The following is a 13,337-nucleotide window of genomic DNA, read 5'->3' as shown; positions in this document are numbered from 1 at the left end:
TTTTCTGGGACCACGAGATTGTTGGACAGATGCCCGTCTGGTTCATGATGAGGACGGCGTAGGCATTTTCCGCGACGTGGCGGGAGATCTTGATCATGTGCTGGTTCATGGCATGGGTGGCGCACCACAGCATGAACTCATTACGCCAGTAGTGGCAGTTTCAGCTACTTCGGGGGGCGGGTAGACAGGACGTGGGTTCGACTCCTTTCAAGAGCATTTATTCGTTAGACTTGGTGCATTCAGCTCCGCCAAACTTGCCAAAGTCAAGAAACCATTGTCGGCATCGGTTTTACCATTCAGGCGCCGGCACGGCCCGTGGCCAACGCGGTACGGTCGAATGTGTCGGAAGTGACACCTTGAGACCGCAAAATGTGCTTTTGCACTTTACCGGAGGCCGTCTTCGGCAGTTCGCCGAGAATGCGTACAAAGCGTGGCACCATGAAGTGTGGTAGCGATTTTGTCAGTTCATTGGTCACCTCGACTGGGTCGATGGTGGCCCCTTCGACGGGTGTCACGATGATCAGTACATCGTCCTCGCTGAACTCGGAGGGTACCGCGACAGCCGCACATTCGCGGATCGCGGGGATGTTCAGCACTTCGCTCTCCAGCGCGAAAGAAGAAATATTCTCGCCGCGTCGACGGATGACATCCTTCAGCCGGTCAACAAAATAATAGGTTCCGTCGCTCTGGCGGCGGAAGCCGTCGCCTGTGTGGAACCAGCCGTTGCGCATTGCTTCTGCTGTTGCGGCAGGATTGTTATAGTAGCCGCGCATCAGCGCCCAAGGCCGGTGGGTGCGCACGACGAGCTCGCCGACCTCTCCGTCCGCAACTTCGATGTCGTTTGCGTCGACCAAACGCAATTCGTACCAGGGACGAGGCTTGCCCGTGACGCCCTTGTTCGTGATGCCGGGGCCTGCCACCAGGGGGCTCGAGATTTCAGTCATATTGTAGATCGTCCACGCGTCTACGCCAAATCTGCTGGCAAAGAGCGGGCCATCCTCACCAAACGGCGTGATGAATGCGCGACGAAGCGGATGGTTCTTGTCATTTGCTGACGGCGGCTGCTTCAGAAGGAAGCTCGCCATGACGCCGAGCAGCAGGCAATAGGTCGAGCCGGTGTCGCGGACTGCCTGCCAAAACGTACCGGTCTTGAACTCGCGCATCATGCCGATTGAAAGGCCGCGTGCCAGCATCGCGTAGACATAAAGCGTAGAGCCGCAGTGGAAGATCGGGCCGCAGATCATGCAGCGATCGTCATCGTCGACGCAGTCGAACGCATCTGGGCCCATCGTATAGAGTTGCGTGTAGCTGCTCATCACGCCCTTGGCGTTTCCGGTCGTTCCGGACGTGTACATGATAGCGTAGAGGTCCCATGGCTCGATCGGGTGGGAAAGCTCGAGCAGTGCTGCATCTTCCGTTTCCGGATCGACAAGCGGGCGAACATCCAGCCCGGCAATCGCCTGCGGCTCGCCATCCACCACCAACACCGTCTTCACCTTGCCTGGCGACACGTCGCCAAGGCGTTCGACAAATGGGGCGCTGGCGACGAGCAGAGGCGCGTCGGCATCGGCGAGAATGTGCTCCAGCATCTTGCCACGTGCGCCCGTATTGATAGGCACATAGACCGCACCAAGATAGTTGATGGCGAACCAGGTACAAAGAAGGTCGGGTCCATTGCCCATCAGGCAGAGTACGTGGTCGCCACGCTTGACGCCTGTTTCGGCGAGGGTCGTGGCGCGGAGGCGCACGCGCTGCAGCGTCTCACCATAGCTCCATTCGTCACCCGGCCAGAAATGCACGAATGGGGCCTGCGGGCGCTCTGACCCATAGAAGTCCAGAATATAGCGAAGCACCGCTCTGTCGCGATCGAGGGCTGCGTCCAATGCGCAAGCCTTGCCAATAGTCATGTCCGCGTCTCCTCCCTCAGGGTGTTTTCACAAGCGGTGGGCTCCTCCCCAGTCGCTATGTGCCCGACAAAAAAATGCCTTGCAATGTTGAAATCAGATATGCAACATACTCGGTAGTATGTCAAAGCAGTTTCTGAGATGTGCTGCGTGTTTAAAAGGCCGGGGAGGGCTTATGGCGGGAGTGGCGACAGCAGTAGCGGACGCGATTGCGACGGTTCGTTTTGATCGGGAAGGAAAGGCGAACGCCCTCAATGCCGAACTCATCCGGGGCCTTGAGGCGGCGGCTGTCGAAGTGAGCCGGCGCGCCGATATCGCAGTCGCGATCCTGACGGGCGCGCCTAAGATCTTCGCAGCTGGCGTGGATCTCAAGGACGAAGCGCTCTGGAAGCCAGGTTCCGGCGATGTCGAACGCTCGCAGGCCATGAATGCCGGTGGTCGCATGACGGGCGCCTGGCTGCAGGTGTCGCAGCCGGTCATCGCAGCCATCGAAGGACCCGCAATTGGTGGTGGCGCAATTCTCGCTTTGACCGCGGACTTTCGCGTGATGGCAGCCTCTTCCTATCTTCGCTTCCCGGAAGTGCGCCTCGGCATGACCCTTGGTTGGGGCGGCCTGCCGCTGCTAGTCGAGCGCGTCGGCTCGACGCGAGCCAAGCGCATCCTGTTCTGTGACGAGAAAATCGAGGCGCAGGAAGCCCTGGCGCTTGGCCTTTGCGACCGCGTAGTCGAGGACGGAACAGCAGAAGCCGCAGCTCGCCGCTGGGCGGCGGAGCTGGCCGACGTGCCTCAGCTGGCGCTTCGCGTCACGAAATCGGCCATCGACGGCCATGCCCGCCAGAATTGGGCGGCAGCCAGCGAGGGTCATCTATTCTACCTGGCGCAGCGCATCGTCGAGGGTGCTAGCCGATAACGAAACGGAGCCGGGCGGGGGAGCGCGGCATCCGCACATCAGGCACATTCGTGCCACAAGGAGGAGAATGATCATGAACAAGCTGAAGACTATCATCCTATCGGCGGTGTGCACGCTGTCGGCAACGACTGCCTTCGCGGACCCTTACCGCATCGGTGTTCTGACGGACATGTCCGGCATGAACTACGACCTCGCAGGTCAAGGTTCGGTCATCGCGGCGCAGATGGCGGTCGAGGATTTCGGCGGCAAGCTGCTGGGGGAGAATATCGAGGTCATCGTAGGCGATCATCAGAATAAGCCGGACGTCGGTTCAACGCTGGCACGCACCTGGATTGATGCTCAGAACGTCGTCGCTGTCGTCGACGTCCCAACATCCTCCGTCGCCATGGCTGTTCAGGAAATCACCCGTCAGACAGACACCGCCTTCCTAATCTCCACTGCCGGTTCCTCTGCGCTGACCGCCGAGGCCTGTTCGCCCTCCACTGCCCAGTGGACTTGGGACACCTATGCCTTGGCCAATGGTACGGGCCGCGCCCTGACGCTCGACGGCGCCAAGAAGTGGTACTTTATCACCGTGGACTACACCTTTGGGCATGCGCTCGAGGCTGACACGACCCGGGCCGTCGTTGAAGCCGGCGGTGAGGTCGTCGGCTCGGTCCGCCATCCCCGCGAGACCACCGACTTCTCGTCATACATCCTTCAGGCTCAGGCTTCGGGTGCAGATGTAATTGCGCTTGCGAACTCATCAGGTGACACCATGACGGCCCTGAAGCAGATGCAGGAATTCGGTGTCCCCGGTGCTGGACAGAAGGTCGCGGGCATGCTGCTGTTCCTGACCGACGTTCAAGGCGTTGGCCTCGACATCGCGCAGGATTTGACCCTGACCACCGCCTTCTACTGGGATATGGACGATGCGACCCGAGAGTGGTCGGCACGCTACAGCGATCGCATGGAAGGTAAGAAGCCGACCATGGTTCACGCCGGCGTCTACTCGGCCGTCATGAACTACCTGAAGGCGGCAGAAGCGTCCGGCCAGGCAAAGAGCGGCTCGAAGGTGATGGACGCGATGCGCGACATGGACATCAACGACTTCTTCAACCGCAACGCTTCCTTGCGTGAAGACGGTCGCGTCATCCATGACATGTTCCTCGTCCGGGTGAAGAAGCCGTCGGAGTCGACCTCCGAAGGTGACCTCTACGAGGTGCTTGCCACGATCCCAGGCAAGGACGCGTTTGCCTCGCTTGACAACAGCACCTGCCCACTCGTCAAGAAGTGATGCCGCAATCATGACCACCCAACCTGCTGCGGCCCCTGCCGATGGCGGTGACCCACGTGCCGTTCTTTCGGCACGGGGGCTGACCAAGAGTTTTGGGGCCTTTCTCGCCGTTAGCAATGTCGACATTGACGTCTTTCACGGCCGGATCCATGCGCTGATCGGCCCCAACGGCGCCGGCAAGAGCACCGTGTTCAACCTGCTGACGAAATTCCACAGGCCTACTGCCGGTCATATCCTGTTCGACGGGGCCGACATTACGGCAATGGATCCGGCGAGCGTCGCTCGCATGGGGATGGTTCGGTCGTTCCAGATCTCGGCCACCTTCGGCGACATGACGCTACTGGATAACGTTCGTGTTGCCATGCAGCGTCCCAACCATCTTTCGCGACAGTTCTGGCGTTCGCTCTCCAGCCTCGACTGCCTCAACCGACAGGCTCTGGAGCTTCTTGACCGCGTCGGCCTCGCCGACATGGCGCATCTGAACGCCAACAATCTATCCTATGGGCGCAAGCGCGCTCTGGAAATCGCGACGACGCTGGCGCTCCAGCCGCGTGTCCTCCTCCTCGACGAACCGCTGGCCGGCATGGGGCAAGAGGACGTGGAGCAAATGGCGAACTTGATCAAAGCCGTTTCGTGCGACTGCGCCTTGCTGATGGTCGAGCACAATCTCAAGGTGGTCGGCGACATCGGTGATGAGATCACCGTGCTGCAGCGAGGGGAGGTGCTCGCGCGTGGCGACTATGCGACCGTCAGCGCCGATCCGCGCGTGCGCGAAGCTTACATGGGATCCGAAAATGACAGCCACTGAAACGCCGACTGTGTCGGTCCGGCCCGCGCGAAACTCCACTTCGCCACAGCTCAAGGTGCGCGATCTTGAGGCCTGGTACGGAGAAAGCCATGCGCTTCATGGTGTCGATCTCGACGTCTATCCCGGTGAGACCGTGACCCTTCTTGGCCGTAACGGCGTGGGTAAAACCACCACGCTTCGCGCCATCATGGGCATCATCCGCAAGCGCAAGGGCATTGTCGAGTTTGAGCAGAACTCGATCATGCGCGTACCGCTCCACAAGATCGCCCATAGGGGCATTGGCTTCGTGCCGGAGGAACGTGGCATCTTCGCCAGCCTCACGGTCAACGAAAACCTCACTCTGCCGCCGGTGGTAGCAAAGGGCGGAATGAGCATCGAGACGATCTACGAGATCTTCCCGAACCTGCTTGAACGGCGCATGAGCCCGGGCACGAAGCTGTCTGGCGGTGAACAGCAGATGTTGGCGATCGCACGCATCCTGCGCACCGGTGTACGGCTGATCCTGCTCGACGAGCCGACCGAGGGACTGGCCCCGGTGATCGTCGAGCGTATCGGCGAAGTGCTGAAGGTGCTCAAGTCGCATGGGGTCAGCGTACTTCTCGTTGAACAGAACTTCCGCTTCGCCTCTCGCATCGCCGACCATTTCTACGTGATGGACCACGGGCAGGTGATCGACAATTTCTCTGTCTCGGAACTGACGTCCCGTACCGAGACGCTCAATTCAGTCTTAGGGGTGTGACGCCATGACGACTATCTTCGGAGTGGCGCTGCCCGTCCTTTCCGGACAACTCTTGATCGGGCTGATCAATGGCTCATTCTATGCGCTTCTGTCGCTCGGTCTCGCCGTCATTTTCGGTCTGCTGCGCATTGTCAATTTTGCCCATGGCGCCTTCTATATGCTGGGTGCGTTCGTAGCCTGGATGCTGCTCACCTATGGCGGCATCGGCTACTGGGGTGCGCTTTTCCTCGCGCCGCTCATCGTCGCTGCGGTTGGCATGGCCATCGAGCGCACAATGCTGCGGGCGCTCTATGGCCTTGACCACCTTTACGGCCTTCTCTTCACGTTCGGGCTTGCGCTCCTTCTCGAAGGCGGTTTCCGCCATTATTTCGGCACTTCGGGACAGCCTTTCGCTGCACCAGAGGCTCTTCGAGGCGCGACCAACCTTGGTTTCATGGTACTGCCAAACTACCGAGCCTGGGTCGTCGCCGCCTCGCTGGTCGTGTGCTTCGGCACTTGGGCGATCATCGAGAAGACTAAGATCGGCGCGTATCTGCGCGCCGCCACGGAGAACGCCACGCTTGTTCAGGCATTCGGCGTCAATGTGCCGTTGCTGTTGACGCTTACCTACGGCTTCGGCTGCGCCCTGGCGGGGGTTGCTGGCGTCCTTGCTGCGCCGCTGTTCCAGGTGAGTCCGCTCATGGGTTCGAACCTTATCATCATCGTCTTCGCGGTGGTCGTGATTGGCGGCATGGGTTCAATCCTAGGCGCGATCCTAACGGGCTACATGCTTGGCATAATTGAGGGCCTGTCGAAGGTATTCTATCCCGAGGCCGCCAACATCGTCGTTTTCGTCATCATGGCGGTCGTACTCCTGCTGCGCCCGGCCGGTCTTTTCGGAAAGGAGAGCTGACATGTCGGCGACCCAGATTGACACCGTCATTATACCAACTCGGCGAAGCGCAGTACCTGCGATCACTTTTACGCTTCTGCTTGTTGCACTGGCGGTTCTGCCAACCTTCCTCTACTCGGTCTTCCTGATGAAGCTACTTTGCTTCGTTCTTTTTGCCGCAGCATTCAACCTGCTGCTCGGCTACACCGGTCTGCTATCCTTTGGCCACGCCGCTTTTTTCGGGGGAAGTGCCTATGTAACGGCGCATGCGATGAAGGTCTGGCAAGTGACGCCGGAACTTGCAATCCTCGCGGGCGTCGCTTCGGCAGCCGTGCTCGGCGTCATCATCGGCGCTGTCGCCATCCGGCGTCAGGGCATCTACTTTGCCATGATCACTCTGGCCATGTCGCAGATGTTCTATTTCTTCTGCTTGCAGGCGCCTTTCACCAATGGCGAGGACGGCATTCAGGGCTTCTCGCGCGGCTATCTGTTCGGCGTCGTAAACCTCGACGATACCATGAACCTCTACTACGTCATCGCGGGGGTCACCGTGCTGAGCCTGGCGCTGATCTGGCGCATCGTCCACTCCCCGTTTGGCCAGATTCTCAGTGCCATCCGGCAAAACGAGGCACGAAGCATTTCGCTTGGCTATTCGGTTCAACTCTACAAACTTGCCGCGTTCATCATGTCGGCCGCACTGACGGGTCTGGCAGGCGCGCTGAAGGCGTTACTATTCCAGTTTGCGACGCTTGCCGACGTTGCCTGGCAGATGTCGGGTGAGGTCATCCTGATGGCACTGCTCGGCGGCATCGGCACGATGGCAGGTCCGGTTGTCGGATCGGGCATTCTCGTCGGCATGCAGAACTTCCTCGCCACGTCCGGCATGCCGGTGACGATGGTGTTGGGCGGAACCTTCATGGTGTGCGTGCTCCTCTTCCGCCGCGGCGTCGTCGGCGAAATCCTGCATCTGATGGAGCGCCGTAAGAAATGAGCAATCGTCGTGCAACTGCAACCTTTTCCCGGGCCGACAGTGTCCATCCGCAGTGGGTGGACTATAACGGCCACATGGCCGATTTCGCCTATGCGATTGCGTTTTCGCAGACAGTGACCGCCTTCATGGACGCGATCGGCCTCGACGAGCACTACCGGGCTGCAACGGCGGCCACACTTTACACGCTCGACATGCGCATTGGTTACCAGCGCGAATGTCATCAAGGGGAAGCCCTCGAACTGACCCTGCATGTCCTGGCGGCGGATACAAAGCGCATGCATCTTTATCTCGAAATGCATGACAGTGCCGGCAATCAGTTGGCTTGGAACGAGCAGGTGCTGTTGCACGTCACGCGCGCTTCAGGCGAGCCCAAGGCTGCCGCTTTTCTCGATGAGACCAGTATCCGTCTTGAACAGGTGACAAGGTTTGGCGCGTCTCTCTTGCCCTTGCCGCACATCGAACGGCGCATTGGCCTGGCAAAGTAATTCCACCTCTGGCGAAGCTGAAAGGCCGATGGATCGCTCCACCGGCCTTTCAGCTTCCGGCAGTTTGGGTCAGAGAACCTCGAAGAGGCCGGCAGCGCCCATACCACCCCCGACGCACATGGTGACGACGACGTAACGTGCGCCGCGGCGCTTGCCCTCGATGAGGGCGTGGCCAACCATCCGTGCACCCGACATGCCGTAGGGATGGCCGACGGAGATCGCTCCGCCGTCAACGTTCAGCAACTCATTCGGAATGCCGAGCTGGTCGCGCGAAGGGATCACCTGCGCCGCGAAGGCCTCGTTAAGCTCCCAAAGACCGATGTCTTTGACCTCGAGACCACGCTGTGCAAGGAGCTTGCGCACCGCTGGAACTGGCCCGATCCCCATCTCCTCTGGGCCGACGCCTGCAACGGCGATCCCACGATAGATACCGAGTGGGGAAAGACCGCGCCGTTCGGCCTCGCTGCGCTCCATCAGAACCGAGGCGGACGCACCATCTGACAGCTGCGAGGCATTGCCCGCAGTAATGAAGCGGCCTTCCGCCACTCGCTGGCCGTCGCGGAAGACGGGCTTGAGGCTGCTGAGACTTGCGAGCGTCGTCTCGGGGCGGTTGCTCTCATCCTTGGTGATCGTGACGTCTTTCGTCGATACGGCGCCCGTCTCCTTGTCGGTGACATGCATCACCGTGGTGAGCGGCACAATTTCGGCGTCGAAACGCCCTGCCACCTGCGCTGCTGCTGTGCGTGCCTGCGATTGCAGCGCATACTCGTCCTGCGCCTCGCGGCTGACGCCATAGCGATCGGCAACGATCTCTGCTGTCTCCAGCATCGACATGTATGTCTGCGGCAGTCGGGCATCGATCCATGGATCGCGCCAAAGTGTTACGTTCATCTGCGCGTTCTGAACAAGCGAGATTTGCTCGACGCCCCCCCCGATCGTGACTTTCATGTCGTCGACGATGATTTGTTTGGCGGCGATCGCGATCGCCATCAAGCCGGACGCACATTGTCGATCGACGCTCTGGCCGGGCACCCCGACCGGCAGGCCGGCGCGGAGAAGTCCTGTGCGAGCGATGTTCATATGCGTCGTGCCCTGCTGCAAGGCAGCACCGACGACGACGTCCTCGACCTCTTCTGGATCGACACCAGCGCGTTTGAGCGCATGTTCGATCGCATGTCCAATCAGGCGAGGCGCTGTGGTGGCGTTGAAGGCACCGCGATAGGCCTTGCCGATCGGCGTGCGCGCTGTGGAAATGATGACGGCTTCTTTCATTTCGTTGCTCCAGAAATCAGTTGTCGCCAGGCGCCGCCAGCGCGTTGGCGCAGGCAAGAAGCTTGTCGGTCAGTTCGATCGGCCGGCGCGTCTGCCGGTCAACATAAACGTGCACATAAGTACCGCGCGCGGCGCAAAGGTCTTGATCGGCGGCGAAAAGCCCGAAACCCCAGGTGAGGCTTGTCCGGCCCACCTTCTCGACACGAGCGCCGACCCAAAGACGGGTCGGAAACGTGATCTCGCTAAAGAATTCTGCGCCATTCTTGACGACGAGGCCGATCGGATCGGTCGCGCACCGCGACGGGTCCAGAGCGCCGTGGTCGATCAGCGCCATGTTAAGCGCCGTATCGAAGTATTTCAGGTAGGCCACGTTGTTGAGGTGGCCGTAGATGTCGGAATCTTCCCATTGCAGAACCGCTTCCTGGGACCAGGGAAAGGCGCGACGAGGCAGGGCAGACAAGCGTTCACTCATGGATCAGGCCTTACCGTTAGCTCTTCGTGCGTTCTCGATAATGCGGTCGACGTGGCGCAGGCCCTCCGTCGGTTCGATCAATGCGGAGATGTCAGCGATACGGTCGAAGTTGGCCGCGATATCATCCGGGCTCAGCGATTTGCCGGCGAAGCAAACGCCTTCACTCTCGACAATGGCAAGGCGGGCAACGGTCCCAGCACCCGCAAGCAGCGCGGTTCGAGACGGCGCGTCGCGGCTCACGAGCCATATCGCCGCTGGCGACACCAGCTCCGGCGCCAGTATCTGGAGCATTTCATCGGTCATCATATCTCCGGTCATGCGAGTGGCGGCGGTGGGCACGATCGCGTTCACGTGGATCCCGTATTTCGAGCCTTCCAGGTGCAGCGTGTTCATCAGACCAAGCAGCGCCATCTTCGCCGCCCCATAGTTGGCTTGCCCGAAGTTGCCGTAGGTACCCGACGTCGATGACGTGACGAGAATGCGACCATAGTTCTGCTCGCGCATCACGCCCCAGACCGCCTTTGAGGCGATTGTGGTGCCCATCAGGTGGACATCTACCACCGCGCGGAAATCTTCCATCGTGACTTTGGCGAAGGTCTTGTCGCGCAGGATGCCCGCATTATTGATCAGGACGTCAATCCGGCCAAATTCCTCCAGCGTACGGTCGACCATCGCCTGCATGTCGGCCTCGGATGTCACGTTTCCACCGTCGGCAATCGCACGGCCGCCCGCGCTGGTGATCTCGCGCACGACCGCCGTTGCGGCTGCGGTCGATCCACCGGAGCCGTCACGCGCGCCCCCGAAATCGTTGATGACCACCGCCGCGCCGTGCGCGGCCAGCATCAGCGCGTGCGAGCGCCCGAGCCCACCGCCAGCTCCTGTGACGATTGCAACCTGATCCTTGAAGCTGATTGTCATCGGTTCTCTCCTTGCAAAACCAGCACCAGCCACTCCGCAGCAACGGCTGGCTTCCTGTTTCCTTCAATTTCGACTTCAACGGCAAACCGCCGCAGTGTGCCATCGCCCTTGGCCTCAGCAGCGATGAGCGTGAACTTGCCACGCAGACGCGACCCGACCGGCACGGGCGCGAGAAAGCGGATCTTGTCGAAGCCATAATTGACCTCGACCACGCCGGTCGGGGGCGGCGTCATCGCGCTGTGGGTGAAATGGGTTAGCAGCGACAGCGAAAGGAAGCCGTGTGCAATCGTGCCGTCATACGGCCCCTCGGACTTGGCGCGTTCCGGGTCAACATGAATGAATTGGTGATCCAGGACTGCATCGGCAAAGCGGTTCACGAATGGCTGATCCACCGTGATCCAGTCCGAGATCAATGATGCGTCGTTGCTCGTTGGTGCATTCATCCAGTTTTTTCCCTCCTTGAACATTTCGCTAGGCAGTCAGTGATTGCAACATACTCCGTAGTATGTTTAAAGGCGGACGTCTAGCGTGTCGCTCGGGAAGTCAGGCCGACGCGATTGCACAGCCGGCCCAAATCCGCTGATATGCAGGCGGAGTGAACATTGGAGAAGTTTGATGCCTAACGCACGGATCGAAGAGGGGGGTAAGGGCGGACTTAGCGATGAAGAAGCTCTTGTCGAAGCCGGGCGACCAAGGCGGCCGATCCGAGCACGCCGCAAGAATGTCGATGGTGAAAGCGCCGACAACAATGTCGATATTCTCGACGTCGCGGCGCAGTGCTTCATGGAGATGGGCTTCCAGGGCACCAGCATCGACGACGTTGCGCGCAGGCTGGGTGCCACCAAAGGCCGTATTTATCACTACTACAGGTCAAAGACCGACCTCTTCTTCGACGTCCACCGCGAGGGCATGCACCGCCTTAACGAGGCCGTGTGTGCGGCGATGGAGACGGGCGGAACGGGCAGAGAGACGCTACGAGCGATGTTGGAAGCGCACGCCATCACCATGCTGCAGAACATCGCCTATCTTGCTGTTGTGGTGCAGGGCGTGCACATGCATCGACTTGGCGCAACCACGCTCTCTCAGCGCCAGGTACTCGACGAAATCATGTCGATCCGCCGCGACTTCGAGCGCTTATTTATGACTGTCTTCCAGCGCGGTCAGGCGGATAACAGCATTCGTGCCGAAAACGCATCCATAGCCGTTAAAGGCATGCTGGGCGCGGTGAACTGGACAGCTGTCTGGTATCGCCCTCGTCCAGGTGAGACCCTTTTGGATAAGCAGAAGCTCGCGAGCGAGCTCGCGACCCGCCAGGTCGAAGGTGTGATCTGACGCCGACGCCTAGTAGAGGTTTCCCTGCGGCAGCAGCCGGCAGTTCTCGAGGAATACAGTTCATGAGTTCTACCCCGTTTTCCTTCACCACAGTTGGGCAAGTTCATGTCGGATGGGGCGAGGCCGCAAATCTAGGCAAGCTGCTGGGGAGCTGGTTCCAAGCACGCAGACTGCTGATTGTCACGGATAGCGGCCTGCACAAGGGTGGCGTGCTGGAGCCTGCAAAGGCGTCCCTCCTTGCGTCGGGCTTCGCCTTCACGATTTATGATGCGGTCGTTGCCGATCCGCCAGAGCAAGTGCTGCTCGAGTGTGTGGCAAAGGGGCGGGACGCGAAGGCGGAGATCGTGCTCGGAATTGGTGGCGGCTCGTCCATGGACGTCGCGAAAATCGCCGCTGTGATGCTCGTGAGCGAGCAGCCGCTTTCGGACCTCTACGGCATCGGAAAGGTTAAGGGCTCTCGCCTTCCTTTGGTGCAGGTTCCGACGACTGCAGGCACTGGGTCGGAAGTCACCAACATCACAATCCTGACCCGCCCCGATCATTCGAAGATGGGCGTGGTCGCTGACCAGCTCTACGCGGATCGTGTGCTGCTCGATGCCGAGCTCACGCTCGGTCTGCCGGCGCTCCACACTGCCGCGACTGGTATTGATGCTATGGTTCATGCGATTGAGGCTTATACCAGCCGACAGAGAAAGAACCCCTTGTCAGATGCCGCTGCCCGCGAAGCGCTCCGCCTGCTGTCTGGCAATCTTGTTGCCGCCTGCATTGACGGGTCGAACCGAGGCGCGCGCGAAGCCATGCTAGTTGGTGCGATGCTTGCCGGGCAGGCCTTCGCCAATGCGCCGGTAGCTGCGGTCCACGCGCTCGCCTATCCACTCGGCGGCCGCTATCACATCCCACACGGGCTCTCGAACGCGCTTATGCTGCAGCCCGTGCTTGAGTACAACATGAAGGCGGCGGCGCCTCTGTATGCGCAGCTTGCAGACGCTGTCGGCGCGGATGTTCCGAAGGATGCCAGTTATGAGACAAAGGCGGAGGCGTTCGTGCGGCGGCTAATCGAACTGATGGATGCTTCAGGTGCTCCGCGCCGCCTTCGCGATGCTGGCGTAGCTTCGAACATGCTCCCGCAGCTCGCGCGCGATGCTATGCTGCAAACTCGTCTTCTTGGGAACAATCCGGTTCCAGTTACGGAGGCCGATGCGCTTGCCCTTTACTTGGCAGCGTACTGATGGGCGCCAGCTCAAGGGCACGGCATCGTGCGGTTTGGCGGGTCAATGGGGCGAGTGAGCTCGAAACGGCCGCATTGGGCCGGTGAACCTGACTGTCCGAAGCCGGCCTCCAACTAGGCACTCTTTACTA

The 13,337-nt window shown here is 60.3% G+C and carries 14 protein-coding genes; 9 read left to right on the top strand and 5 right to left on the bottom strand.

Going from position 1 to position 13,337, the window contains the following annotated elements; genetic code table 11:
• Positions 1 to 296: 296 nt before the first annotated feature.
• The gene (locus tag QTL56_RS12575; RefSeq protein ID WP_245138056.1) at positions 297 to 1,907 is read right to left on the bottom strand and encodes an AMP-binding protein; all 1,611 of its coding nucleotides are present in this window, start codon (positions 1,905 to 1,907) and stop codon (positions 297 to 299) included.
• A gap of 172 nt (positions 1,908 to 2,079) precedes the next feature.
• Here QTL56_RS12575 and QTL56_RS12570 point away from each other — a divergent pair, with 172 nt between their 5' ends.
• The 7 genes from QTL56_RS12570 (at position 2,080) to QTL56_RS12540 (ending at position 7,984) form a co-directional block, all read left to right on the top strand.
• A complete protein-coding gene (locus QTL56_RS12570; RefSeq protein WP_370660288.1) occupies positions 2,080 to 2,814 on the top strand; it encodes an enoyl-CoA hydratase/isomerase family protein in 735 nt (244 codons plus the stop codon).
• Between the two features lie 73 nt (positions 2,815 to 2,887).
• A complete protein-coding gene (locus QTL56_RS12565) occupies positions 2,888 to 4,090 on the top strand; it encodes an ABC transporter substrate-binding protein (RefSeq protein ID WP_245138054.1) in 1,203 nt (400 codons plus the stop codon).
• 10 nt (positions 4,091 to 4,100) lie between these two features.
• The gene (locus QTL56_RS12560; RefSeq protein WP_245138053.1) at positions 4,101 to 4,898 is read left to right on the top strand and encodes an ABC transporter ATP-binding protein; all 798 of its coding nucleotides are present in this window, start codon (positions 4,101 to 4,103) and stop codon (positions 4,896 to 4,898) included.
• Positions 4,885 to 5,637, top strand: coding sequence for an ABC transporter ATP-binding protein (locus tag QTL56_RS12555; RefSeq protein ID WP_245138052.1), 753 nt, complete (start codon positions 4,885 to 4,887; stop codon positions 5,635 to 5,637). The genes QTL56_RS12560 and QTL56_RS12555 overlap by 14 nt, the downstream gene beginning before the upstream one ends.
• Positions 5,638 to 5,641: 4 nt before the next feature.
• Positions 5,642 to 6,529 (top strand): branched-chain amino acid ABC transporter permease, encoded by an 888-nt coding sequence (locus QTL56_RS12550; protein WP_245138051.1) that lies wholly within the window; start codon positions 5,642 to 5,644, stop codon positions 6,527 to 6,529.
• 1 nt (position 6,530) lies between these two features.
• Positions 6,531 to 7,499: a branched-chain amino acid ABC transporter permease gene (locus tag QTL56_RS12545; RefSeq protein WP_245138050.1), complete on the top strand. Its 969-nt coding sequence runs from the start codon at positions 6,531 to 6,533 to the stop codon at positions 7,497 to 7,499.
• The gene (locus tag QTL56_RS12540; protein ID WP_245138049.1) at positions 7,496 to 7,984 is read left to right on the top strand and encodes a thioesterase family protein; all 489 of its coding nucleotides are present in this window, start codon (positions 7,496 to 7,498) and stop codon (positions 7,982 to 7,984) included. The genes QTL56_RS12545 and QTL56_RS12540 overlap by 4 nt, the downstream gene beginning before the upstream one ends.
• A gap of 69 nt (positions 7,985 to 8,053) precedes the next feature.
• Here the strand turns inward: QTL56_RS12540 and QTL56_RS12535 are convergent, their stop codons facing one another.
• Genes QTL56_RS12535 through QTL56_RS12520 form a run of 4 tightly spaced genes read right to left on the bottom strand, consistent with a single transcriptional unit; the run spans position 8,054 to position 11,113 of the window.
• Entirely contained in the window at positions 8,054 to 9,256 is a 1,203-nt protein-coding gene (locus QTL56_RS12535; RefSeq protein ID WP_245138048.1) for an acetyl-CoA C-acyltransferase, read from the bottom strand.
• 16 nt (positions 9,257 to 9,272) lie between these two features.
• Positions 9,273 to 9,728 (bottom strand): acyl-CoA thioesterase, encoded by a 456-nt coding sequence (locus QTL56_RS12530; protein WP_245138047.1) that lies wholly within the window; start codon positions 9,726 to 9,728, stop codon positions 9,273 to 9,275.
• Positions 9,729 to 9,731: 3 nt separating this feature from the next.
• A complete protein-coding gene (locus QTL56_RS12525; RefSeq protein WP_245138046.1) occupies positions 9,732 to 10,646 on the bottom strand; it encodes an SDR family NAD(P)-dependent oxidoreductase in 915 nt (304 codons plus the stop codon).
• A complete protein-coding gene (locus tag QTL56_RS12520) occupies positions 10,643 to 11,113 on the bottom strand; it encodes a MaoC family dehydratase (RefSeq protein ID WP_245138045.1) in 471 nt (156 codons plus the stop codon). The genes QTL56_RS12525 and QTL56_RS12520 overlap by 4 nt, the downstream gene beginning before the upstream one ends.
• Before the next feature lie 148 nt (positions 11,114 to 11,261).
• Between QTL56_RS12520 and QTL56_RS12515 the strand changes: the two genes are divergently transcribed.
• On the top strand, positions 11,262 to 11,978 hold the full coding sequence (locus QTL56_RS12515) for a TetR/AcrR family transcriptional regulator (protein ID WP_245138044.1): 717 nt from the start codon (positions 11,262 to 11,264) through the stop codon (positions 11,976 to 11,978).
• Between the two features lie 62 nt (positions 11,979 to 12,040).
• A complete protein-coding gene (locus QTL56_RS12510; protein WP_245138043.1) occupies positions 12,041 to 13,207 on the top strand; it encodes an iron-containing alcohol dehydrogenase in 1,167 nt (388 codons plus the stop codon).
• Positions 13,208 to 13,337: the final 130 nt, after the last annotated feature.

Source organism: Peteryoungia algae (assembly GCF_030369675.1).
Classification (GTDB): domain Bacteria; phylum Pseudomonadota; class Alphaproteobacteria; order Rhizobiales; family Rhizobiaceae; genus Allorhizobium; species Allorhizobium algae.
This window is presented reverse-complemented; position numbering and strand designations above follow the sequence as displayed.